Source organism: Flavobacterium anseongense, from assembly GCF_021608185.1.
Lineage (GTDB): Bacteria > Bacteroidota > Bacteroidia > Flavobacteriales > Flavobacteriaceae > Flavobacterium > Flavobacterium anseongense.
This window is the reverse complement of sequence record NZ_JAKIHN010000011.1, coordinates 1-25,289: the sequence shown is the minus strand read 5'-3', so window position 1 is coordinate 25,289 and position 25,289 is coordinate 1. Positions and strand designations below refer to the sequence as shown.

The 25,289-nt window shown below is 37.5% G+C and carries 7 protein-coding genes; all 7 read left to right on the top strand.

What is annotated here, in order from left to right; all coding sequences use genetic code 11:
* Positions 1 to 345: 345 nt before the first annotated feature.
* Positions 346 to 7,125 (top strand): T9SS type A sorting domain-containing protein, encoded by a 6,780-nt coding sequence (locus tag L1S35_RS12515; protein ID WP_236401206.1) that lies wholly within the window; start codon positions 346 to 348, stop codon positions 7,123 to 7,125.
* Positions 7,126 to 7,345: 220 nt separating this feature from the next.
* Positions 7,346 to 8,932, top strand: coding sequence for a helix-turn-helix domain-containing protein (locus L1S35_RS12510; RefSeq protein WP_236401204.1), 1,587 nt, complete (start codon positions 7,346 to 7,348; stop codon positions 8,930 to 8,932).
* A 26-nt stretch (positions 8,933 to 8,958) separates the two neighbouring features.
* A complete protein-coding gene (locus L1S35_RS12505) occupies positions 8,959 to 10,092 on the top strand; it encodes a tetratricopeptide repeat protein (RefSeq protein WP_236401202.1) in 1,134 nt (377 codons plus the stop codon).
* 324 nt (positions 10,093 to 10,416) lie between these two features.
* A complete protein-coding gene (locus tag L1S35_RS12500; RefSeq protein ID WP_236401200.1) occupies positions 10,417 to 19,191 on the top strand; it encodes a choice-of-anchor J domain-containing protein in 8,775 nt (2,924 codons plus the stop codon).
* 44 nt (positions 19,192 to 19,235) lie between these two features.
* Positions 19,236 to 20,171, top strand: coding sequence for a PorP/SprF family type IX secretion system membrane protein (locus L1S35_RS12495; protein ID WP_236401198.1), 936 nt, complete (start codon positions 19,236 to 19,238; stop codon positions 20,169 to 20,171).
* 11 nt (positions 20,172 to 20,182) lie between these two features.
* Entirely contained in the window at positions 20,183 to 22,054 is a 1,872-nt protein-coding gene (locus L1S35_RS13330) for an OmpA family protein (RefSeq protein ID WP_305070388.1), read from the top strand.
* A gap of 121 nt (positions 22,055 to 22,175) precedes the next feature.
* Positions 22,176 to 25,289, top strand: a 3,114-nt coding sequence (locus tag L1S35_RS12485; RefSeq protein ID WP_370641068.1) for a beta strand repeat-containing protein, incomplete at its 3' end; no start/stop codon positions are given.

Genomic DNA, 25,289 nt, shown 5'->3' with positions numbered 1-25,289 from the left:
TGGTAGTGACAATCAGGGTTTTTCTTATTATTAGATATTGAATTATTTTAGATGTTGAACTAGTGTAATAGCAACTGCCAAAACAATTTTACAACTTACACAGTATTGCTTAAATCATCATAATCATCTAATATAATTACTACATTTCTTCTTTTGAGTCCACTATGGCTCTTTGAATCTGAAAAAAAAGCAGAAAACTTAAATTCCTAATATTTAAAGGGGTTGAGTAAGATAGTTAGCTGTTTTTTAACTTTTAAAATTCATTAAATTCAAAAGTGTTACCTTATTATAGAAGGTATAAATAATATAATTTTATTTCCGAATTAACTAACACACTTATATTTTATGTCTAACAATTACAAATTACTAAAAGGTTTTGCTTTACTGATTTTAATGACGGTATTTTCAATATCCGGAATGCAGGCACAAACCACACTTATTAATCCAGCTGCTGAAGGTGGATTTAATTCAGGCAGCACATTTGCTGCTAACGGATGGACAGTTGCCAATGAAGGAATCGGTGCTGTTAAATGGGTAGTAGGAACTGCTGTAAATTCAGGAGCAATTACAGGGAATTCAGCCTATGTTTCACTTGATAATGGGGAAACCAATTCTTATGTTGGAATTTCAGGAGCCAGAACAGTCTTCTTTTATAGAGATGTAGTTGTTCCTGCAGGTGAAACCAATATAGCTTTAACTTTCAACTGGAAATCAGTAGCATCAGCTACTTCAACTTGGCAGGTTTTTGCTGCGCCAACAACTTATACACCGGTTGGAACAGATTTACAAACAAGTGTTCCTGCTACTTTGACCGGAGCTACTTCTATAACTTACGGTAGTGTTAATGCGGTTACACAAACTGCTTTTGGATTTGTACCGGCAAGTTTTGCGGGGACTACCGTTAGATTAATCTTTATGTGGTCAAATAGTAATGGTGGAGGAACTAATCCTCCGGCAGCTATTGATAATATTTCATTAGTATCTAGAGCTGGCGGTGTTGAAATCGCTTCACTGGCAACAGGGAACTTTACAAATCCGGCAACTTGGGATGCGGGTTATGTGCCTTCACCTGCTGATGATGTAGTAATAAATGCGGGTCACACCGTAACAATAGATAACAGAAATTTCGGAGCAAACAATCTTTATATTGCCGGCGCTGGTGCGGTTTTGCAATTCGGAACTATTTCAGATGAATTCACAGTATACAACGACCTATTAATTAGTGGTTCGGGTGCAAGATTTAACGTATATGAGGGGACAAACGGAAAATCCTTAAAAGTGGGCCATAATATTGACTTGGCTTCAGGAGGAAGATTAGATGTTTCTGTAGGTAATACAAGTAATAATGTTGGGTCTCTTAATTTATTTGGTTCAACTGTTCAGACTATCGTTTCTGATGGTACAGGTCTAATAGGAGGAACTGTAGTGGCCACTGGTACAACTAATACTGCCGGTATTATCAATCAATTATTAATTAATAATACAAGTACAGCTACCCCAAATATCGATTGGCAATTAAACAATGTCAGAATCAAAAGCATTCTAAGATTAAACACTGCCAGAGTAGGGTTAGGGGCTAATAAAATATATATTGGGAACTTTGCCTCAATGTCTTCTGGTAATTTTACGTGTACATTAGGAAATGGTTTTATTGGCGGAGTAATTTCAAGATGGTATGGAACATCAGCATTAGGAACCGTTATCGATCCGGGAACTGATTACAATCCAAACAGCACAGTGTTGTTCCCGTTTTTAAATGCAACAGGACAAAACAGATGGGCATTTTTGGTTAACTCGGGGGCTACAACTGCAGGAGAATTAGCGATGAGCTATACTGACGCAAATAGTATGACTACCGGTCTTTCAGTAGTTGATGGTTCTTACACTATTACAGACAGATACGACGGAAGTTGGTCAGTTTCTAAAACAGGAAGTACTTATGTAAGTGCAGCCGGGACTTATACTTTAGGACTTTATGGTGTTGGTGCTTATAGTGCGTTGGATGGTAGTTCAAGAGTAATGAATTCAGGTGCTGTAGTTGGAACTCATGTTAACGGAACAACATCCCCTTTTGCAGTGAGAAAAAGTATTTCAGATGCAGACTTAACAACATCACCATTTTATATAGGCATCGGAAATGCTTCATTACAAGCTCCAACCACCAAAACTTCAGTAGCTTCTGGAGATTGGAGTGATGCTGCTACTTGGTCACCAAGTGGTGCGCCTGGATGTAGTGATGTGATAACGATTGCTTCAGGTCATACAGTAACCGTTAACTCTGCCGGAAATAATGCTGCCGGAGTTACGATTAACGCAGGCGGAACTTTAGTTAATGCTTCAGGAGATTTGACAGTGGGTTGTTCAAACAACAATGCTGTTTTAGCTAATAACGGAACAAACACGGTTTCAGGTGGTACACTTACAGTTAATGGTAGTGTAATCCACAGAACAACTGCTACTTTCAATCATACTGCCGGTAACATAGTAGTTGATGGAAATGCTGGTGGTGTTGCTGCAAATAGTGTTGGACAAGGAGCTTCTTTATTTAAAATCGAAACTTCTGCGATTAATTTAACAGGAGGAACTATTACTATTGTTGACCCATTGGTTAATAATGCAGTTCAAACTACTGCGACTTCGGTTACTACTTTCCCGGTTAACACTTACGGTGCTTCGGGGACTTTTAGCAAAACTACCAATGCAGCTGCTACAACAGGTTCAACAACCGTTGTTATGTCAGGTTTCAATAGTAATAAAGCTATTTATGGTGTTGGACAAATTGTAACAGGAACCGGAATTGCAGCGGGAACAACGATTGTTTCTGCAACTTCGGGACCACTTTCAAATTCGCCAATCACTTTAGTTATATCACAAGGAATCACAGCTGATATTGCTGCAGGAGCCGTTTTGAATTTTGCATCGATGAATGATGGTAGTTATGTGATTGATATTGATACCGCACATGCTAACTCTACCAGTTTGGCTGTGGGTCAAATAATTTCCGGTAACGGAATCCAAGCAGGAACTACGATTGTTAGTATGGGCTTTGATTTGAGTGGTATCGGTGGGATTGTTTTATCTCAACCGTTATCAGGATTAACAACGTCACCTATTATAACTCAGCAAGCAGTTAATTTCTCAGGAGCTTCACCAAACTGTTCTACAATTGTTTTATCTGCTGCAAACCCATTGTTACAAGTAGGACAAATAGTTGGTGGTACGGGAATTCAACCGGGAACGACAATTACAGCTATTAGTGGTGTAAGAATAGATTTGTCTTTACCAACGACAGGAGCTATTGTTGCTCCGGCAGCAATAACAATATATGACAGTAACGCAAGCAGCTTTGCTTTTGTTTACAGTTCGACTGTACACAAAGCAACGGGTCTTAATCATACTATTCAAATCGGTGATGGTGTATCTACAGACCAAGCGCCGGTTACTACAAATGGTTTCTATACTAACTTCGCTGCAGGTGGAGGTGTTTTATCGATAGGCAACTTTACAATCAATGCGCTGGATGCTACAAACAGATTCTGTAAAAGCATAGGAATCTTAAATGTTCAAAATAAATTTACAATTGCTACGGGCAGCTCTTTTTTAAGACCAATTGGACTTAATTCTCCTATTTATTTTGGTGGAGATGTTGAAAACAATGGTGTTGCCAATTTCCAGGTAAATACAGGGGTAAACTTTTCCAACTATTTAAATGGCGCAGCAGTAGCTATAACAACACCACAAACTATTTCAGGGACTGGTGTTTTTTATAACGAATTAAACAGTAGTTTGGCTTATGCCGGTTTTACGTCATTAACCGTTAATAATACAAATGCCTCAGGAGTAACAGTGAGTATGCCAAGCTTTAGAGTTGGTTCATTAACAATGACTGCCGGAGTTATCAATACTTCAACTGCAACTCCGTTATATGTAGGTAGAGCTGATTTATCACAAACAGGTTTTATAACGGGTACTTTTAGTAATACTTGTTACATCAATGGTCCTTTGGTAAGAGGATTGGCTACTAATTCAACTTCAGCATTTTACTCAGTTTATCCGGTTGGGAAAGATGGTGTTTATTCCCCAATATCTTTAGCAGTTGGTGGTGGTGCTGATTTCAAAGTAGAAGCATTCAATACTAATTCTGGTACAGCTTCTGCTAACATTGCTAACTTAAGTACAGCAAGATGGACAGTGGAAAGAGTAGGTATTTTAGGAACTTTAACTGACTTTAATGTAAGACTAGGACACACAGGTGTGACTAATGCAAGTCTTGTAGTTCAAGCATCAGCTGACCAAGGAACATATGATAATGTGTTTGGAAATACTTCAGTGTTTACTGCAGGAACTCCCAATACAGTAAATACAGTTGCGGCTGCTCTTGGCGCCAGTTTTACAGGTAACTTTGCTTATGCAACAGCACCAACCTGTACAGCGGTTAATCCAGGAAATACAATAGCTGATACAACTATAACACAAATTGTAACATTACAGAACTCAAGTAGCACTGGTATAACTGCCGGTTCAACAACTGTAACTTTACAAGCTGCTAATGCTGCAATTACTGTAGGTTTAACTGTAACGGGAAGTGGTGTCCCAACAGGTACTACAGTAGCAGCAATTAGTGGAACTACTTTAACGCTTTCGCAAGCGGCAACGGTAACTTCTACTTCGCAAACAACATTAACTTTCTCTATTGTTCAAACACCAACAACGTTATGTGGTACACAAACCGTAACGTTGAGTATACAAAATACACAAGTTGGTGCCGGTATTACGTACCAATGGCAGGCATCAACAGATGGAGGTGCTAACTATACAGATATTTCAGGTGCAACAGCTGCAACTTATATGGCAACACCAACAGCAAATACATATTACCGTTGTACAGTAACGTGCACTAATGGTCCGATTGTAGTTAACTCTACTCCAGTTCAAGTAACATTTACCAATGCTGTAGATACAACAACACCTGCTACAATTTGTGGTCCTGGTGTTGCAAATTTAGAAGCTACAACTGCTACTGGAGTTATTAATTGGTATGCTGCTGCGACAGGTGGTGTTGCCTTAGCAACGGGTAATACTTATTCGCCTTCTATTGCTGCAACAACGACTTATTATGCAAGTGCAGAAGCAACTTCTACTTATACTGCTGGTAAAGTATTTGCAGGAACAGGAACTCAGACAGCACCATTTAGTGGTCTTGTATTTAATACAGCTACTAACATTCGTTTGAATTCGGTAAAAGTGCATCCAAAACAAACTGCAGCAGCTGCTGATGCCGGTGCTCCAATTACCATTAAATTGTTTGATAAAAATGGTGTTCAGGTTCCGGGTACTACAGCGGTAACATTTACACCAGCCATAAATACCGGTACGGTTTCTTCTTCAATATTTAACACAGTAGTTCTTAACTACGATATTCCGGCTGGGACAGGCTATAGATTATTAGCAACTAACGGATTGAGTAGTACGAATGTATTAGGAAGACTAAGCAGTTTCCCGGCGGCAACTCCTACTGCATCAGGTGCTGTTGCTTTTACAGGTTCGTTAAACAGTTTTGATGGTACTGCGGATGCTAGTTACAACAACTTTTTTGAATGGAATGTTACCGAAGTGTGTGCTTCTCCAAGAGTGGCTGTTACAGCAACGGTTAATCCGGCAACAACTAATACAACCACAGTTTCAGAGTGTGATTCGTATACTTGGGCTGTAAACGGAACTACTTACACTACAGGTGGAACTTATACTTCAACCGTTGGCTGTCATACAGAAACATTAGAATTGACTATTACGCCAAGTACAAACAATACGACTACAGTTTCAGAGTGTGATTCTTATACTTGGGCTGTAAATGGAACTACATATACTACAGGAGGAACTTATACTTCAACCGTTGGCTGTCATACAGAAACATTAGAATTGACTATTACGCCAAGTACAAACAATACGACTACAGTTTCAGAGTGTGATTCTTATACTTGGGCTGTAAATGGAACTACATATACTACAGGAGGAACTTATACTTCAACTGTTGGCTGTCATACAGAAACTTTAGAGTTGACTATTACGCCAAGTACAAACAATACCACTACAGTTTCAGAGTGTGATTCTTATACTTGGGCTGTAAATGGAACTACATATACTACAGGAGGAACTTATACTTCAACTGTTGGCTGTCATACAGAAACATTAGAGTTGACTATTACGCCAAGTACAAACAATACAACTACTGTTTCAGAGTGTGATTCGTATACTTGGGCTGTAAATGGAACTACGTATACTACAGGAGGAACTTATACTTCAACTGTTGGCTGTCATACAGAAACTTTAGAGTTGACTATTACACCAAGTACAAACAATACAACTACTGTTTCAGAGTGTGATTCGTATACTTGGGCTGTAAATGGAACTACGTATACTACAGGAGGAACTTATACTTCAACTGTTGGCTGTCATACAGAAACTTTAGAGTTGACTATTACACCAAGTACAAACAATACGACTACAGTTTCAGAGTGTGATTCATATACATGGGCTGTAAATGGAACCACTTACACTACAGGAGGAACTTATACTTCAACCGTTGGCTGTCATACTGAAACTTTAGAGTTAACTATTAATTCAGCAGCTACTCCAACCGGAAATAGTACTCAGATAATTTCTGTAACGGATTTAAACGATGCTACTTTAGAAGATTTAGTGGTAAGTCCAACGAATGTTATTTGGTATGGTTCTTTAGCTGATGCTCAAAGTCAAACCAATCCACTTGCGATTACTACGGTTTTAACTAGCGGAACAACTTACTATGCTGTGAACGTATCTTTAGGATGTCCGAGTGAGCCATTGGCTGTTACGGCAACCGTTGAATTAGGTGTTGGTGGTTTTGACAATAATAGTTTTAGCTTTTATCCAAATCCAACTAACGGTATAGTGACACTTAGTTATTCAAACAACATTGCTAACGTAACTGTTTATAATCTTATAGGACAAGTAGTATTGGATAGAAAAACAAATTTGAATGAAGTTCAGATTGATTTATCATCATTAACTTCTTCAACTTATTTAGTAAAAGTTACTGCTGTTGACGGAAATTCAAAAGTTATAAAAGTGATAAAAAGAAACTAAAATCGCTAAGATTTCTTTATAAACTTTTAACCTTAAACAAAAGGTATTGAGAGTTTAAAAGTAAAGATTTTTCATAGGGTGTTTTTTAAGGTGAAAAGTCCTTCTCATTTTCGGGAAGGGCTTTTTGTATTATAGCAACTTAAAGATTACAGATATCGCCTATAATTCTTATATTTGCTGAACCTTATTGAACAAAATTTTTAGCGATAATTTAAAACGCATGAAATATCTAACCCCTATTAACAGATATTTTCATATCCTATTACTATTTGGACTCCTCCATAGTGTAACTAATGCGCAAACTTTAAGTAAGTATTATTTAGCTGATGATATTGAGAATTTAATTTATTCTAATCCCGATCAGGCACTCAAAATTGCACAGTATCTTTTGAGTAAAACCAATACTTCAGTTAGTGACAAATCGCGTATTAATTACTTAATTTCTAAAGCATATATAGTAAAAGGCGATTATAGTAGTGCTTTAAATTTTCTTTATGAAGAGAAGAATTACAGAGACTATTTATCAGATGAACAAAAAATTAATATTGATATTTCAAAGATATCAATCCTAAGAAATCTGACCCTTGACAAACAATCTAAGAAAATTATTGAGAAACTTGAAAGCACTGTTGTAGCTGATGAAAGGCTACAAATGTATTTGGAGGTTGCTATTGCTATCGAAAAATCAAAGTTTTTGTCAAATGAAAGTAAGCTTCAGGAAAGGATAGATGAACTAAAAAAAGTGGAATCTACAGTTGCTAACATCGCAAAAGATTTTAATGATATAGCATTAAATTATAACATCGCATTAGGGCAATTGTATTTGAAACAGAAAAATCTAGCACTGGCTCAAAAGCAGTTTGAACTTGCAATTAGTAATCTTAATCAGCAAAATGTTGAAAATGCTTATGCTAAAATTGATGTTCTGAATGGTTTGGCAAGCGTTCATTTTCTTAAAAAAGAATATGGAGAAGCCATAATATTGTCAAAGGAAGCGATGAGCTATGTTGAGCGAATTGGCAATCTTTTCTCGCAAATAAAAGTCAATCAATTGCAAAGTGAAATTTATTTAGCCATGAATGATGTGGCCAATTACAAACTTATAAATTCGAAGTTTTTTGAATTGCAAAATGAGACAGAAGGTCAGGAACAGGAGGCCATCAATACTAGTTTTAACCTTATTTCGGATGAATATGCTGATGGTTATTCGGATGAAAAATCAAAATACATAGAAACAATTTATATAGTTTCCGGACTCTTTTTAATTGTGATACTGATAGGCTTTTTCTTTTGGCAAAAAATAGCAGCAAACAAAAAGAGGTTAGTTGAAATTATCAATTATATCGAAATAACCAGAAGCAATCTCATGACTAGTTTTAGTATTACGGATAAAAAAATTGAGAAGAGTGAGCCCAAGAAAAATGTTATTTTAAAGGAAACAGAAGAGCATATCTTAAACAAGTTAAAACGCTTCGAAAGTTCTAAACGTTTTATCAATAAAGATATTTCTCTTGCCGTTTTAGCTGGTCAATTAGATTCCAATACAAAATACCTTTCGGAGATTATAAATACACACTACAATGTTAATTTTAATACCTACATAAACAAATTACGTGTTAATTATATCATCGAAAAATTAAAAACAGATCCTAATTTTATCAATTATAAAATTAGTTATCTGGCCGAAAACTGTGGTTTTTCATCACACAGTAGTTTTGCAACAGTTTTTAAAACGATTACGGGTATTTCGCCTGTGAAATTTATCGAATTGTTAAATCAGGAAAAAGAGAATAATCTTTTAGAGTAATGGGTACCAATAAATTGAGGTTTTGGATGTATGTATTAGTTGTCGGATTGCTGACTACTATTTCAATTCATGCCCAGAACTTTAAAAAGCTTGATAGTATTCTTAAAGTAGCCACTAATGAAATTTACAGCAACCCAGATAATGTAATAAAAGCAGGAGAGATGGTTGTTGTGCAATCCGGAGACAATGTTGATTACAAAATAAAAGGCTATAAATTAATATCCGATGCTTATTCTGCCAAAAGGGATTACGAGAAATCAGTAGAGTACCTTATAAAATCATCTGAACTGTTGCCGCTTTCCAACGACAAGTTGCTTAAGATAAACATTATCAATAAAACCGGAATCCAATACCATCAGCTAAAAGTTTATGATAAATCAATACAATATTTAGATCAGGCGGAACAATTGATTGCGGAATATCCATACAAAGATTCCATTCACATGGAATTAGGGAAAAATTATGTTGTCAGAGGTTTTATTTATAAAGAAAAGCTAAGTTGTGCTATAGCAATAACCTACATAGACCGTGGTATCGCTGAGTTAATGAAGATAAAAGATAAATCGGAATCGGCTACCAAGATGAGCATTGCCATATACAATAAAGGGAATTGCTATTTGCTGATGAATAACAATAAATTGGCTCTCCAAAATTTTGAACAGGCAGCCACAATTGCCAGAGAAGTTAATGCTAAAAGTCTGGAAGCTTTTGCCTTGAAAGGTTCAGCCAAAGTTTTTACACTCGAAGGGAAGAATACAGAAGCCATAGTAGCTTTAAACAAAGCATTAGATCTTTCTTCAGATGTAGATGATTTAATATTAGATCAGGAAATTTATAGAGGTCTAGCCGAAAATTACCTTGCCTTAAATCAATTGGATAAATTCAAAATTTACCAATTGAAGTTCTTAGCTACTCAAAAACTGATTAAAAATACAGAGCGTATTTCAGTAAGCGAATCTATCGGAGATAAAGAATTAGAATTTAAAGTTAAGAAAGCCGAATTATCCACTAAATTTTACTACCTTTTGTTGGTTTTACTATTGTTTTTAATATTGATTGTTCTATTTTTCTACGCAATTATCAAAAGAAAAAGAAAGGAAATCGAGACAATAAAAAGCCAAATTTACTTGCTCCAAAATCAAAAGAGTAAAGAAGCTTAGCCACTTAATTTCTCCAATTTTTACCTCAAATCTTCCTTTTATACTTTATAAATTCAGTAAATTATAAAGTAGAATGATTTTTCCTCAATTATTGTTTGCGTATCTTAGTGTAAGCAAATAAAAAGGAATACATTTTTATAGCCCGTATCACTGAAATCAAGGGCTTCTAGCGATTTAAAAATGATTTCACCATTCAAAAAAATAATGAATTTTGCTTCAAAAAACAGTAGTATTTGATTCAAAATGGTCTTTATATCTTTAAAAAAAAGAAAAAAACTTAAAAAGAAATTAAAATTAACACCAACAACTAAAATAATTTAAAAAATGCAGAAAAATTATCCTTTTTTTGAGACTACATTACCAAAAGTTAATCATGGTATTTTTCAAAAAAACTATGTTAATGAAAATGGGGCTGTAAGCAAAATAGTTCTTCAGCGAATTTTTGCTTTGTTTTTCCTAATCATGGCTAATTTAAGTTATGGTCAGCTTGCTACAGAATATTTTGAAAGTGGTATTCCGGGAACCTGGGCAGTAAATACCAATTTGGCAACTGCACCGGCTAATAACTGGACAACAACTCCGACAGGAGGTTATTTATCAAGTAGAGGCGCTTTTGTAAATCCGGGACTAAATACTACTACCGGAGTCACGGCAGAATATTTTTTGATTTCGTCTCAATTTATAACTCCGGCTAACGGTGAAATTCGTTTTTGGACAAAGCAAGGAAGTTTTACGAACAGAGGAGCAACATATCAGGTTAGAATTTCAACAGCAAATCAGCCGGATATCAGTAGTTTCAACGTAACCTTAGCTTCATGGACAGAGACACAACTTAATGTTGCAGCGACTACTTATGAAGAAAAAATTGTTCCGATTCCTTCTGTAGCTCCGGGAATTCCGGTTTATATTGCTTTCGTAGCAATAACGAACCAGACCGGAGTTTCATCAACTGCAGGAGATAGCTGGTTTGTTGATAACGCCAGAGTAATTTCAAGTTGTCCTCCTGTGACTGGTATTACTTCGGTAGTAACATCTGATAGTGCGACAATCAATTGGACTCATCCAACAGCAACAAATTTTGGAATTGAAGTAGTAGCAGCAGGTGCAGGTCACGGAGCAACAGGGATACCTGTTTCGGGAACTACCTATACAACACCTTCTACACTAACACCTAACACTACTTATGATGTTTATATCATAACCAATTGCGATGCCTCAACCAGCAGTACCTGGGCGGGACCGTTTCAATTTACCACATCAATGGTTGGATTAACCTGCTCAACTCCAATAGTCATTCCGCCAGATGTTACCACAACACCTTATGTGTTAAGTACCAATTTGGATCAGTTTTATGATGGTACAACTTATGTCGAAATGAACAGCCAGGGAATGGATTGTCAGCCGATTGGTCAGACTATGAATCTATTATCTGGAAACCATGTTTATCTTTCTTATACTCCAACAACTTCAGGATTAATCAATATTACCCAAGCGATTACCACTGGTGGAGGTCCAAATAATTGTTACAACTCACTTTCCAGTGTTTTTGTATTTGATGGATGCGCAGGTGTAGGAACCTCTGCAGGATGTCTTGATGCATTGGCTACAACTAATACGACACCCGTACAAATTCCGAATTTTTATGCTGAAGCTGGACATACTTATTTATTTGTGATCTCATCACCATTCCAACATACCAATCCGGGAGCAGGTCTTTGCTTTACTTTTACTGTTAGTGGTTCAACTTGTCCTTCTCCTTCTCAACCCTCAATGGTTATTGATAATTTGCAGCAAACTACGGCAGTGGCGTCATGGGATAATGTTGCCAATTTAGTTAGTGCTTGGGAGTATTTGGTTTTACCGGCTACATCACCGGCACCAACAGCTGCGCAAGCCGGAACGCCTACAACAACAAATATAAATAATTCAATATCAGGGCTTATGCCAGGTTTTGATTATAATCTATATGTGCGTTCTATTTGTGGAACTCCGGGACCTTGGTCAGCACCGAGAGCTTTTACCACACAATGTAACATTCAACCATTACCCTATTATACAGGATTTACGGGTGCTAACTCTGCTAATGGAATTCCGGAACCATGCTGGACTTCTTTAAATTTAAATAATGATTTAAGTGCATTTCATTATGGTCCAAATGCGTTTAGTGAGCCAGTAGCAAAATTGAGAACATCAACAGAAGGTCAAAATAATGATATGTTGGTGACTCCAAAGTTCCATTTAGATGGTGTGACACAAAAACGACTTCGATTCAAATATAATATTTATGGTAACTGGGGTCTTATTATAGACAATCCTACTGGAGGCCCGGGTTCTTTTGAAGTGAAGCTTTCTACGACAGGAGTTGGTGCTACTAATTTTACCACAACTGTAGTTCCTTTGGCACAATATACTACTGCTTATAATTTTATCGAAATGATAGTGCCTTTGCCTAATATTACAGCAGACATCAATATTGCCTGGATTGTACCACCAGGAGCTTTACAAACCGGAAACTGGTTATATATTGATGATGTATACGTTGAAGATTTACCGGCTTGTTCTGAACCTGCATATCCGGTTGTGACTCCAGGAACATTGACTTCGAATTCAGTTGAAATTTCCTGGACTAATGGTTATGCAAATACACAATGGCAACTGGTAGCTCAGCCTCTGGGAACTGGTGTGCCTACAGCAACTCCAGCTCCTGGTTCTGTATGGAATATTGTGAATACTAATCCATATACAGTAACAGGATTAACTCCATCTACACGCTATGAGTTCTATATGAGAGCGTATTGTAATGCGACTGAGCAAAGTATTTGGGTTGGACCTATTAACTTTAATACTGTATGTATTGAGCAGCCTACGCCATATTATGAAAGTTTTAATGATCCTGATCCTAATACTAAGAAATTCTGTTGGACAACAAACAATGCAAATAGTGACAATGCGCAATGGCTAATCAATGGAACCGATGCAAACATACGACCACAACCGATTAGCTTTTTCGACCCTTTTGTTTCTTATGATGATTGGTTAATCAGCGTACCGGTTAATGCGGTTGGTCCTAAAAGGCTGCGTTTCAATTACAGAGTAACAGCTCCAATAGGTCCTATCGCATTATACCCAAGAGGAAATTTTGAAGTGATAATGTCTTCAACTCCCGATTTTGCAACGTATACTACTTTGATTCCCTTGCATGATTTTACAAACGCAAGTTTTATGGAAGATTCGGTTTTATTTACCGGAACAGGAACAACCTATATTGCTTTCCGTATGCCACCTAATATGCCCAATCCGACACAAACGGGTCTCGTAACAATTGATGATTTTGTAATTGAAGATGCACCGGCTTGTCCGAATCCAAATTCAAATACTTTAACAGCGACTAATATAACACCAACATCAGCCACTTTATCATGGATGCCGGGTTATACCGAAACACAATGGGAAGTAGTAATACAAAGCCCATTAACTGGCGTTCCGACAGGTTCAGGAATTACGGTAAATGGAACCCCAACATATCAGGCAACATTAACAGAAAATACGGCTTACGAATATTATGTAAGAGCGATTTGCAGCACCACAGAAAGTAGTGACTGGGTTGGACCATTTCCTTTCAGAAGTATTTGCAATCCTTTGCCAACACCTTTCATAGAAACTTTTGACAGCAATTCACAAACAGAAACATGTTGGACAATTTATAATAATGCTCCAGATGATAATACTTGGAATCTGAACCAAACGATGCAACCAATGTTTGGTAACCAGATGGCTGCTTTATTTACCGGCACGAACGGTAACAATAATGATTGGTTAATTACACCTACACTTACGGCACATGCAGGACAAAGACTTCGTTTTTACTATAGAACATATAGTAACGGAGATTTCGAAGAGGATTTAAAAGTGATGCTTTCTACAAATGGAGTCGCTACCAATCAGTTTTCAACTATTTTATATGAAAATAATATTGTCCGTCCTACAGATGCTACAGGAATAGTTCAGGATTCTAATACAATAACCTTAACTTCTGTTGCAGGTGTTAGAATTGGAGACAGAGTAGATCTTGCATGGCAAATTCCATTTGGTGCAACAGTTACAGCCATCAATGGATTGACAGTAACTATGTCACAAGGTGCGTATTCAACTCTTGCAGGTCCTCTAGATATTACTTTTGTTCATGAAGTTATAAGTAGTACTACTGTGAGGGAGAAAGTTATTGACTTGACGGGAATTACGACTGATACCAATATTAATATTGGTTTCCATACACCGTTTTTTCCACCAAACCCATGGAACTATAGAGGTCAGTATACTTTTATAGACAATGTAATTGTAGAAGATATTCCAGCTTGTCCGTCAGTAATCAATGTTAGAACTTCTAATATTTTGGATGTTTCGGCTCAGGTTAATTGGGAAACAACAGGTACAGAAACATCCTGGCAAATCTCGGTTCAGCCTTTTGGGACACCAGCCCCAGTGGGAGATACATTACCAGCTTATCTTTATACTGCCAATGCTCATCCATATACTGTAACAGGATTGACTCCATCAACTTTATATCAATATTATGTGAGAGCAGTTTGTAGTGGTTCATCACAAAGTGAATGGGTTGGACCATTCGAAATTCTGACTAAATGTGATTATACAAATGTTTGTCAGTACACCATGTCAGTTACTAACGGGAATACAGGTACCGTTACCGATAACGTTACTGTAATGCAAAATGGATCAGTAGTACAGGCCTTAGAATTCCCTGGATTTGGTCAACCGGCTGTTTTAGATTATCAGGTATTCTTATGTTCAGGAGTTCAATTCTCTTTGTATTGGAATGGATTCGGTAGCGGAACACAATATGCAGAAGCGCAAATTGTCATTAGAGATGAATCCAATAACATTGTTTGGACCAGTCCTTTAGGATTAGGTGCTGTAAACACAACATTGTTTACTAGTGTTGCCACTTGTGGTGTGGTAACTTGTCCGCAACCAACCAATTTAGCAGTTAACCCACAAGGTGTTTTTTCATGGACACCCGGAGGTTCAGAAACCCAATGGGAAGTTTTTGTACAGCCTTATGGACAAGGGACGATTCCGCAATCAGGAACCATTGTTAATTCACCATCTTATACTCCTGTTGCTGCTGACTTTATGAATGCTGCTGACGGTACTTATGAATATTTAGTTCGTGCAGTTTGTGGTCCTACAAATAAAAGTTACTGGTCAGGACCAAAAGTATTTATCAGAAATGACGAGCCGATAAATGCAGTTCGTTTACAGGTAAATACAGGATCAACCTGCGAACTTTCAGGAGCAGATGCTTCTTTTATTTCAGCAACAGCTTCTACTGTTCCAACTTCTTGTCCGGGTGTAAACAGCGGTGATATTTGGTACGACTTTGTGGCAACGTCTAAAGTTCATGTAGTTGAACTTAGTGACTTTGCACCGGGTACATATTACACGGGAGGTTTCGTAGGTGCTTGGCCGCAGATTATGATGTCTTTGTATGAAGTACAGGGCGATGGATCTCTTGTTGAAAAGGGATGCAGCAATAACAATTCATTTGTTGCTAAATACGCAAGCGAATTAGTGGTTGGGAATACATATAAAATCAGACTAACCTTAAATGATCCCGGAGTATCCGATAAAACATTCCACATCTGTGTTACTACACCTGAAGATTTGTGTGATATGGATGCTTTTAATTATAGTTTCGAGAAGTTGCCAATGCAGAATGTAACCGGAGTTTCTACTATTATTAACTCAAGAGTAACGCCAGGTTGGAGAACCAATACCGATTGGGGAACCATGTTCTTCCTTGAAGGAAACAATATTGGGGTTACACCATTTGAAGGAGGTCAATGTCTTCAGTTAACTCAAGATGGAGAGGATGATTGGAACCCAAGTGATCCAAACATTAAAGGATTGTACAAAGATTTTGATACTTCTGAAATCACAAAAATGGATTACAGCTTTGCGAGTGCCACAAGAATGACTAGTGGTAATGGTACTACACTGCAATTGTTTGCCGGACCGCCTTCAGGACCTTTTACTGTGATTGCCGAAGATAATGCCAATAGTTCAAACTGGGATTTGGTACAGGGAACTTATAACATCCCAAGTGGACAAACCACAACCCGATTTATTTTCCGTACAGTTGGTAATGCTATAGGACATCTTTTAGATGCTGCCAATTTCAAAGCAAATGTTGATATTACAATAAATACAGCCGATACAACTTTAGACTGTACAACAACATCAATGTCTTTTGATGCTAATGGAGTAGGCGAATGGATTGCAGATGCTGGTAATCCGGCAACAACCACTATTGCAAATCCAAATAGCGGATTAACGAATGTTTCAGGATTTACTACACCAGGAACCTATACTTTTAATTGGAATACCCGCTATTGTGAAAAATCTATAACAATTACTAAACAAGGAACAACTGATGTGCCTGTAGTAACAACACCGGTTGTTTACTGCCAAGGTGCGACAGCGACAGCTTTAACAGCAACAGCTCCAAATCCTGGTGATAGTTTAATGTGGTACACACAGCAAACTGGTGGAACCGGAACAACGACAGCTCCAACACCGCAAACTGCAACTGCCGGAACAACCAGTTACTATGTTAGCGTTGTAGGTTCAGGAGGATGTGAAGGAATACGTACCGAAATAGTGGTAGAGGTGATTGCACTTCCTACTGCAACAATTTCTGGAACAACTACAATTTGTGAAGGTGCAACGGCAGTAGTTACTTTTAATGGTACTCCAAATGCAACAGTTACATATACTGTAAATAGCGGAACACCTCAAACTATTGTATTAAATGCTACCGGAATTGCAACTGTTACAACATCAACATTGACCGCTAATGCCACTTATGATTTAGTAAGTGCTACTTCAGCTGGTACTACGACTTGTAGTCAGCCATTAACAGGAAGCGTGTTGGTTACAGTAGAAGCTTTACCAACAGCTACAATTTCAGCTACTCCTGCAATTTGTGAAGGAACAACAGCTTCGGTTACTTTTAACGGAACACCAAATGCGACTGTTACTTATACTGTAGATAGTGGAGCCAGTCAAACCATTACATTGGATAGTGCCGGATTAGCGAGCATTACAACTCCGATATTGACCGTTAACAGCACTTATACATTAGTAAGTATTACGGCAACCGGAACATTAGCTTGTACACAAACACTATCAGGTTCAGCAACGATAACAGTAAATGCATTGCCGAATGCAACTATATCGGGAACAACTTCAATTTGTTCGGGAGCAACTGCAATTATTACATTTACAGGAACAGCAAATGCAACAGTGACTTATACTGTTGATGGTGGTTCTAATCAAACAATAACATTGGATGCAACAGGTAATGCAATAGTTACAACACCGGCATTGTCAATAAATTCTACCTATACTTTGGTAAGTGTTTCAGCAAATGGAACTTTATGTAGTCAGGCAGTTAGTGGATCGGCGGTAGTTACAGTTGGAGCATTGCCAACGGCTACTATTTCAGGAACTTCTACAGTTTGTCAAAACGCTGCTAGTCCAACAATTACATTTACAGGAGCTAATGGTGCAGCACCATATACGTTTATCTATACTATCAATAGTGGAGCAAACCAAACTATAACAACAACTACTGGGAACAGTGTTTCAATCAGTGTTCCAACAGCAACAGTTGGCGTGTTTACCTATAACTTAGTAAGTGTTTCAAGTGCTGGTTTATCTTCTTGTTCACAAGCTCAAACAGGAACTGCAGTAGTAACTGTACAAGCACTACCAACTGCTACAATTTCAGGAACTACAACAATTTGTACAGGTTCAACTGCAACAATTTCTTTTAGCGGGACAGCAAATGCAACAGTTACCTACACTGTAGATGGCGGAACACCTCAAACCATTGTTTTAGATGCTACAGGATCAGCTTCAATTACAACTGGAACTTTAACAGCAAGCACGACTTATACTTTGGTAAGTGTTACTAGTTCAGGAATTCCTGCTTGTAGTCAGACAATAACAGGTTCGGCAACAATAACTGTAAATCAGTTAACAACGCCAAATGTGACCTTTAGTTATGCTCAAACGTGTAGCAATGCCTCTTCAAATCCACTTCCGATATTGACAGCTAATTTTGCTACAGGTGGTGTATTTAGTTCATCAACAGTAACGGTAAACTCATCTACAGGAGCGGTTACTTTATCGCCTTCGGCAGTAGGAACGCATCAAATCACTTATACTTTGGCAGCTAATCCCGGAACTTGTACAGATGGTGGCGTATTTACGACAAGCATTACTATTGTAGCAAGTATTACTCCGGTGACTGGATTTAGTTATGATGTAAGTTATTGTACTAATGCCGCTAATGATTTGCCAACACTTTCGGCAAACTTTACTACAGGTGGTGTATTTAGTTCATCAACCGGATTGAATTTTGTTAACCAAAATACAGGAGAAATTAATATCTCAGGAAGTACCCCTGGCACGTATATTATTACTTATACTGTTGCCGCTAATGCTGCAACCTGTAATGTTGGTGGTTCAACTAATTTTACCATTACGATTGTTCCTGATTTGACTTTCACTATTGATGATATCTGTCAAAATAGTAGCTTGACACTTCAACTGATAGACACCAACTTTGATTCAAGTGCTGCAAATTATATTTGGACACAAGGAAGCACTACTATTGGAACTACTGCGACATTGAATATTGATGATTATTTGTCTCAAAATCCATCGCTAAGCTTACCGTTAACTTTTGGAGTTTCGGTAGAAGTAAATGGATGTACAACTAATCAAAACATTACCATAGAAAATAATCCTTGTTTACTAATACCAAGAGGAATTTCTCCAAACAATGATCAGTTGAATGATACTTTCGATTTATCAGGTTATGGAGTGAAAGAGATTACGATTTTCAACAGATATGGAACGATAGTTTTCTCTTTCTCAGGAAACTATACTAATCAATGGAAAGGTCAATCGGATAGCGGTCAGGAATTGCCTGATGGGACTTATTTCTACAGTATCCATACTAATGAAGGAGCAACCAAAACAGGTTGGGTATATATTAACAGAGAGTATTAATTAAATCGAGTATGTATCAATTACTAAATAAAAAGGTAAGCCTAATGAAAAAAGGATATATAGCACTAGCACTATTTTCAATCATTTCTATGGAAGTAGCAGCCCAGCAGGATCCACATTATACGCAATATATGTATAATATGAATGTTATGAATCCGGCCTATGCAGGTTCAAAAGAGAGCATATCTGGTGGATTGCTTTACAGACAACAATGGGTTGGTTTAGATGGGGCTCCAACAACAGGGACTTTTGCCATACACAGTCCGGTTGGTAAAAATGTCGGTTTGGGTCTTTCTGTTATTTCGGATAAAATTGGTCCGGTAGAGGAAAACAATATTTACGGTGATTTCTCCTATACAATCAATATAGGAAGTGCCAGCAAACTGGCATTCGGATTAAAAACAGGAGCTACTTTTCAAAAGGTAGGTTTGTTTAGTGAAATCGGGAATGGTTATACACAGCAACCGAATGATAATGCCTTCAGCGAAAATTCGAACAATATAAAATTAAACATTGGTACTGGTTTGTTTTATTATACCAATAAATTTTATGCTGCTCTTTCGGTGCCCAATATGCTAAAAAGTAAGCATCTTGATATTACAAGAAATGGGCAGGAATTGAAATTTGGTAGCGAAACACAACATTATTTTTTGACTAGTGGTTATGTGTTTGATTTATCTTCGAATACAAAATTCAAACCTTCTTTTATGTTGAAGTCGGCATTTAACGCACCAACCTCGTTAGATTGTTCTGCTAATTTCTTACTTTTCGAAAAATATGAAATAGGAGCAACATATAGAATGGATGATTCTTTTGGAGCAATGGTTAATTTTGCTGTAACACCAGCTATCCGAGTTGGATATGCTTATGATCATGTAACTTCAGAAATAAGAGGAACAGCTCCTGCATCTCATGAATTTATGTTGTTATTTGATTTAAATTTGTCTAAAAAAGTATCTATTTCACCAAGATTTTTCTAAAACTACCAATTATGAAGAAAGTATATTTAACCATTAGCATGTTGTTGCTATTAAATGTCGGATACGGACAAAACAGCGCCACTGCTAAAGCGGACAAACTTTTTGATAGCTATCAGTATGTAGCGGCTATAGAGGAATATCTGAAACTGACAGAAAACAAAACTGCCGGAGAATATGTTTATACTCAATTAGCCGAGAGTTATTATAATGTTTTTGATTCTGAAAATGCTTCAAAATGGTATGCCAAAGCAGTAAAAGGAAAAGCAACCGCAGAGACGTATTATCGCTATGCGCAAACATTGAAAGTCTTAGGAAATTATCAGGAAGCCAATAAGCAAATGGATGTTTTTGCCAAAATGATGCCTAAAGATGAAAGAGCTAAAGAGCATTTGGCTAATCCGAATTATATTCCAAGTTTAACTAATAATACCAAGCTATTTGATGTTACTGATACCAATATCAAAAACAAAGGGCAAAGTGATTTTGGAGCGCTATTGACCAATGAAAATATACTTTATTTTACTAGTAACAGAAACAGTTCAAATAAAACAGATAAATGGATTGATCAACCTTATTTGGATATATACCAATCAACCAGAGATGGTAATGGGACTTTTTCTGAACCATCTCCGGTAAGAGAGTTGAATACGCCGTTTCATGATGGTCCACTGACATTAAGTGCAGATGGGAACACTATGTTTTTTGCACGTGACGGTCATAGTGAAGGACAATATGAAAAGAATAAAAAGAGCAATATTAAAGTTGGGCAACAAGGAATTTACAAAGCGACTAAAGTTGATGGAAAATGGTCAAATGTAGAAGCGTTGCCATTTAACAGTACAAGCTATTCGGTTACTAATCCGAGTTTGAGCAAAGATGGAAGAACATTGTATTTTGCTTCAAACATGCCAGGAGGTTTGGGTGAATCAGACATTTGGAAAGTAGCTGTTGATGCCAATACTTATGGAAAACCACAAAATTTAGGTCCGAATGTAAATACGGCAGACAGAGAGAATTTCCCTTTTATCACCGAAGATAATGTATTGTATTTTGCTTCAACAAGTCATCAGGGATTGGGAGGTTTTGATGTATTCAGAACTAACCTAAACACTAGTGAAAAACCACAAAACTTAGGTAAACCGGTAAATACTGAAAAAGATGATTTTTCATTTAGTTTTAATAAAAATGCGAATATTGGTTATTTTTCTTCAAACAGAAATGGTTCTGATGCTATTTATGCAGCAACTCCGGTTTGCAAAGCAGAAGCAACTATTGTTGTGACGAACAGTAAAACAAAAGCTGTTTTAGCTAATGCTTCAGTTGCTATATCAGATGCGAAAGGAAATGTTATCGAAACCAAACAAACTAATGCACAAGGAAAAGTGAGCTACGATATCGAATGCAATGTAGGTTATGGTTTGAAAGTTTCGGCACAAAATTTCGAAAATGCTGCATCGGCAGTGAAGCCTTCTAAAGCCGGTGAAACGGTAGTTGAGGTTGCTCTAGAACCAACAAGTGTAATCATAACCGATACGGAAGTAATTTTGAATCCGGTTTATTTTGAATATGATAAAAGTAATATCACAGCTCAAGGAGCAGTCGAATTAGATAAGTTGATTAAAGTAATGAACGATTATCCGACAATGGTTATCTTTGTAAAATCGCATACAGATTCTAAAGGTTCAGCGGCGTACAACATAAATTTATCTGAAAAGAGAGCGCAATCAACAGTGCAATATTTAATTTCTAAAGGAATTGCAAAAGGACGTATTTCTGGTAAAGGATTTGGTAGTACAGAGCAAAAAGTAAAATGCGGAACCAATTGCACACAGGAGCAGGATGCTCAAAACAGACGTTCAGAGTTTTTAATTGTAAAAAAATAAAACAATCATTGTAGATAAAGATTAGGTTTAAAGTTAAGTTAATTAAGTGATGATTGTAAGCAATAGCTAATCTCGATTAAGATTGAGATTGGCTATTATGCATAATAAATAGGATGATTCAATGAAGAATTTTTTAAGTTTTTTTGTTCTGTTATTTTTATCAAATATAGTTTTTGCACAAGAACCAAATGATTGTGCTACAGCTTTGATAGTTTGTGGTAACGGAGCTTTTTCCTCTAATGCTATTGGGTCAGGTAATATTCAAGAAATCAATTCATGTGGTGGATTTGAGAGTAATTCGATTTGGCTCGAGATAAATATTGTACAAGGAGGAACATTAGGTTTTAATTTAATTCCGGATGATCCGGATATTAATGTAGATTATGATTTTTGGGTATATGGACCAAATCCTGTTTGTGGATCTTTAGGAAGCCCGATACGTTGTGCTACTACAAATCCGTTTGAAGCAGGATTAAGTAATAATCTCACTGGAATGAATGGGTCGACTTTGCTCACACAAACTGGTCCGGGTTCAGATGGGAATGGTTATGTCAGATGGTTAACAGTAACTCCCGGACAAACTTATTATATTGCGATTGACCGACCTATTGGTGATGGTGGGTTTCAAATTCAATGGACTGGAACTGCCACATCAGGAACCGGAGCTTTTCCTTCACCGCCTTCGGCTAATCACATTCCGGATGTGTTAACCTGCAGCAATACACCAAATGTTGGGATTTTTGATCTTAATGCTGTAAGGGCTTTGATAAATCCTGATCTAATCGGTAACACGATTACCTTTCACAATTCAATTACCGATGCCAATGATGGTATTAATGCTTTGCCTAATATCTATTCTAACATTTCCAATCCGGAAACAATTTATGTTAGGGTTACCGATAACATAGCAGGTTGTTATGCCGTAACAGATTTTGATTTGGTGGTAAACTTAGTGCCAAATGCTTCGGTAAGTGTTTCTGCCACTTCTATTTGTGTTGGAAGTCCGGTTACAGTTACTTTCACAGGAACACCAAATGCCAATATCAATTATACAGTTGATGGCGGTTCGGTTCTTTCTGCTTATTTAAATGCGGCTGGGGTTTTTACTATAGCAGCATCACCAACACTAATGAATACCTATACTTTGACTAATGTCAGAATAGTTGATGGTTCAGGAAATACGTTGTGTACTCAACCATTAAATCAGTCGGTTTCATTTACGGTTGTTCAGTTGCCTACAGTAACAATATCAGGAACAACAACTATTTGTTCAGGAACATCAACAGGAATTACATTTACCGGAACACCAAATGCAACAGTAACCTATACGGTTGATAGCGGTCCAAATCAGACAATTATTTTGGATGGATTAGGAACTGCGACAATAACGACACCATTGTTGACTATGAATAGTACTTATAATTTGGTAAGTGTTGCTACTTCGGGCACTCCTGTTTGTAGTCAGCCTCAAACGGGTTCGGCATTAATTACGGTTACTTCATTACCAACAGCAACTATATCGGGGTCAACCTCTGTTTGTTCAGGATCAGCTACTGTTGTAACATTTACCGGAACACCAAATGCGACAGTTACTTATACAGTAAATGCAGGCTCTAATCAAACCATAGTATTAGACAGTTCAGGTAATGCAACTCTGAATACAGGAAATTTGACTATAGATACTACATACGCTTTGGTAAGTGTAGCCATAGGTACATGTAGTCAGTCGCAATCGGGTTCAGCCGTCATAACGATTAGTGCTTCACCAACAGCTACAATTTCAGGAACAACAACAATCTGTTCGGGAACAACAACGGTCATTACTTTTAACGGAACACCTAATGCGACGGTTACTTATACCATTAATAGTGGTTCCAATCAAACCATAGTGTTAAGCGGAGCAGGGTTTGCATCATTCACTACGCCAGCATTGACAGTTGATACTACTTACGATTTAGTTAGTGTTGCACTACCAGGTACGCCACCTTGTAGTCAGCTTTTAAATGATTCAGCTGTTGTTACGGTTAGAGCCTTGCCAACCGCTACAGTTTCAGGAACCACAAACGTTTGTAGAAATGGAGCAAGCCCTAACATCACCTTTACTGGAGCCAATGGTACAGGGCCTTACACATTTACGTATACTACTGATGGCGGAGTAACTACAATCACAACTCCACCTAGTGTTGGAAATACCTATACAATTCCGGTTTCTACAGTTGCATCAGGAGTATTCACTTATACTTTAATTAGTGTTCAGAGTGCCGGAGTTCCTGCCTGTTCTCAAAACCAATCAGGTTCGGCAATCGTAACGGTTACTGCATTACCAACGGCTACTATTTCAGGAGCAACTACTGTTTGTCAAAATGCAACAAGCCCGAATATTACCTTTACGGGAGCTAATGGTACAGCACCATATACTTTTACGTACAGTACAGATGGTGGAGCAACTACAATTACCACTCCGGCAAGTTCAGGAAATACCTATTTACTTCCGGTTTCTACAGCTTCCTCAGGAGCAATTACTTATACTTTAATTAGTGTTCAAGAGTCGGGGACTTCTGCTTGTTCTCAGAATCAATCAGGTTCAGCAACTGTAACGGTTAGACCATTACCAACCGCCAGTATTTCAGGGACTACAGCAGTTTGTCAAAATACAGCTAGCCCAAATGTTACCTTTACGGGAGCCAATGGTACAGCACCGTATACTTTTACTTATAGTACAGATGGTGGAACAACTACAGTAACTTCTCCACCAAGTGTTGGAAGTAGCTACACACTTCCTGTTTCTACAGTTACATCAGGGACATTTACTTATACTTTAATCAGTGTTCAAGATGCAAGTGCTCAAGCCTGTTCTCAAAATCAATCGGGAACGGCAACGGTGACGGTTAACCCACTACCGACTGCTACAATTTCGGGGACAGCTACAATTTGTCAAAATTCCGCTTCTCCCCAAATTACTTTCACGGGTTCTAATGGTACATCACCATATACATTTACGTATTCCATTAATACAGTAGTCCAGCCACCGGTTTCAACTGCTGCAGGGAATAGTATTTCGATTAATGCACCAACGGCTACAGCTGGAGTTTACACATATGCTTTGGTAAGCGTTCAGGATGGTGCTTCTCCTTCCTGCTTGCAGTCTCAGAGTGGTTCGGCAGTAGTTACAGTAAACACGGCACCTACAATCAACACACCAACACCTTATGTGGTTTGTGATGACAGTTTAGAC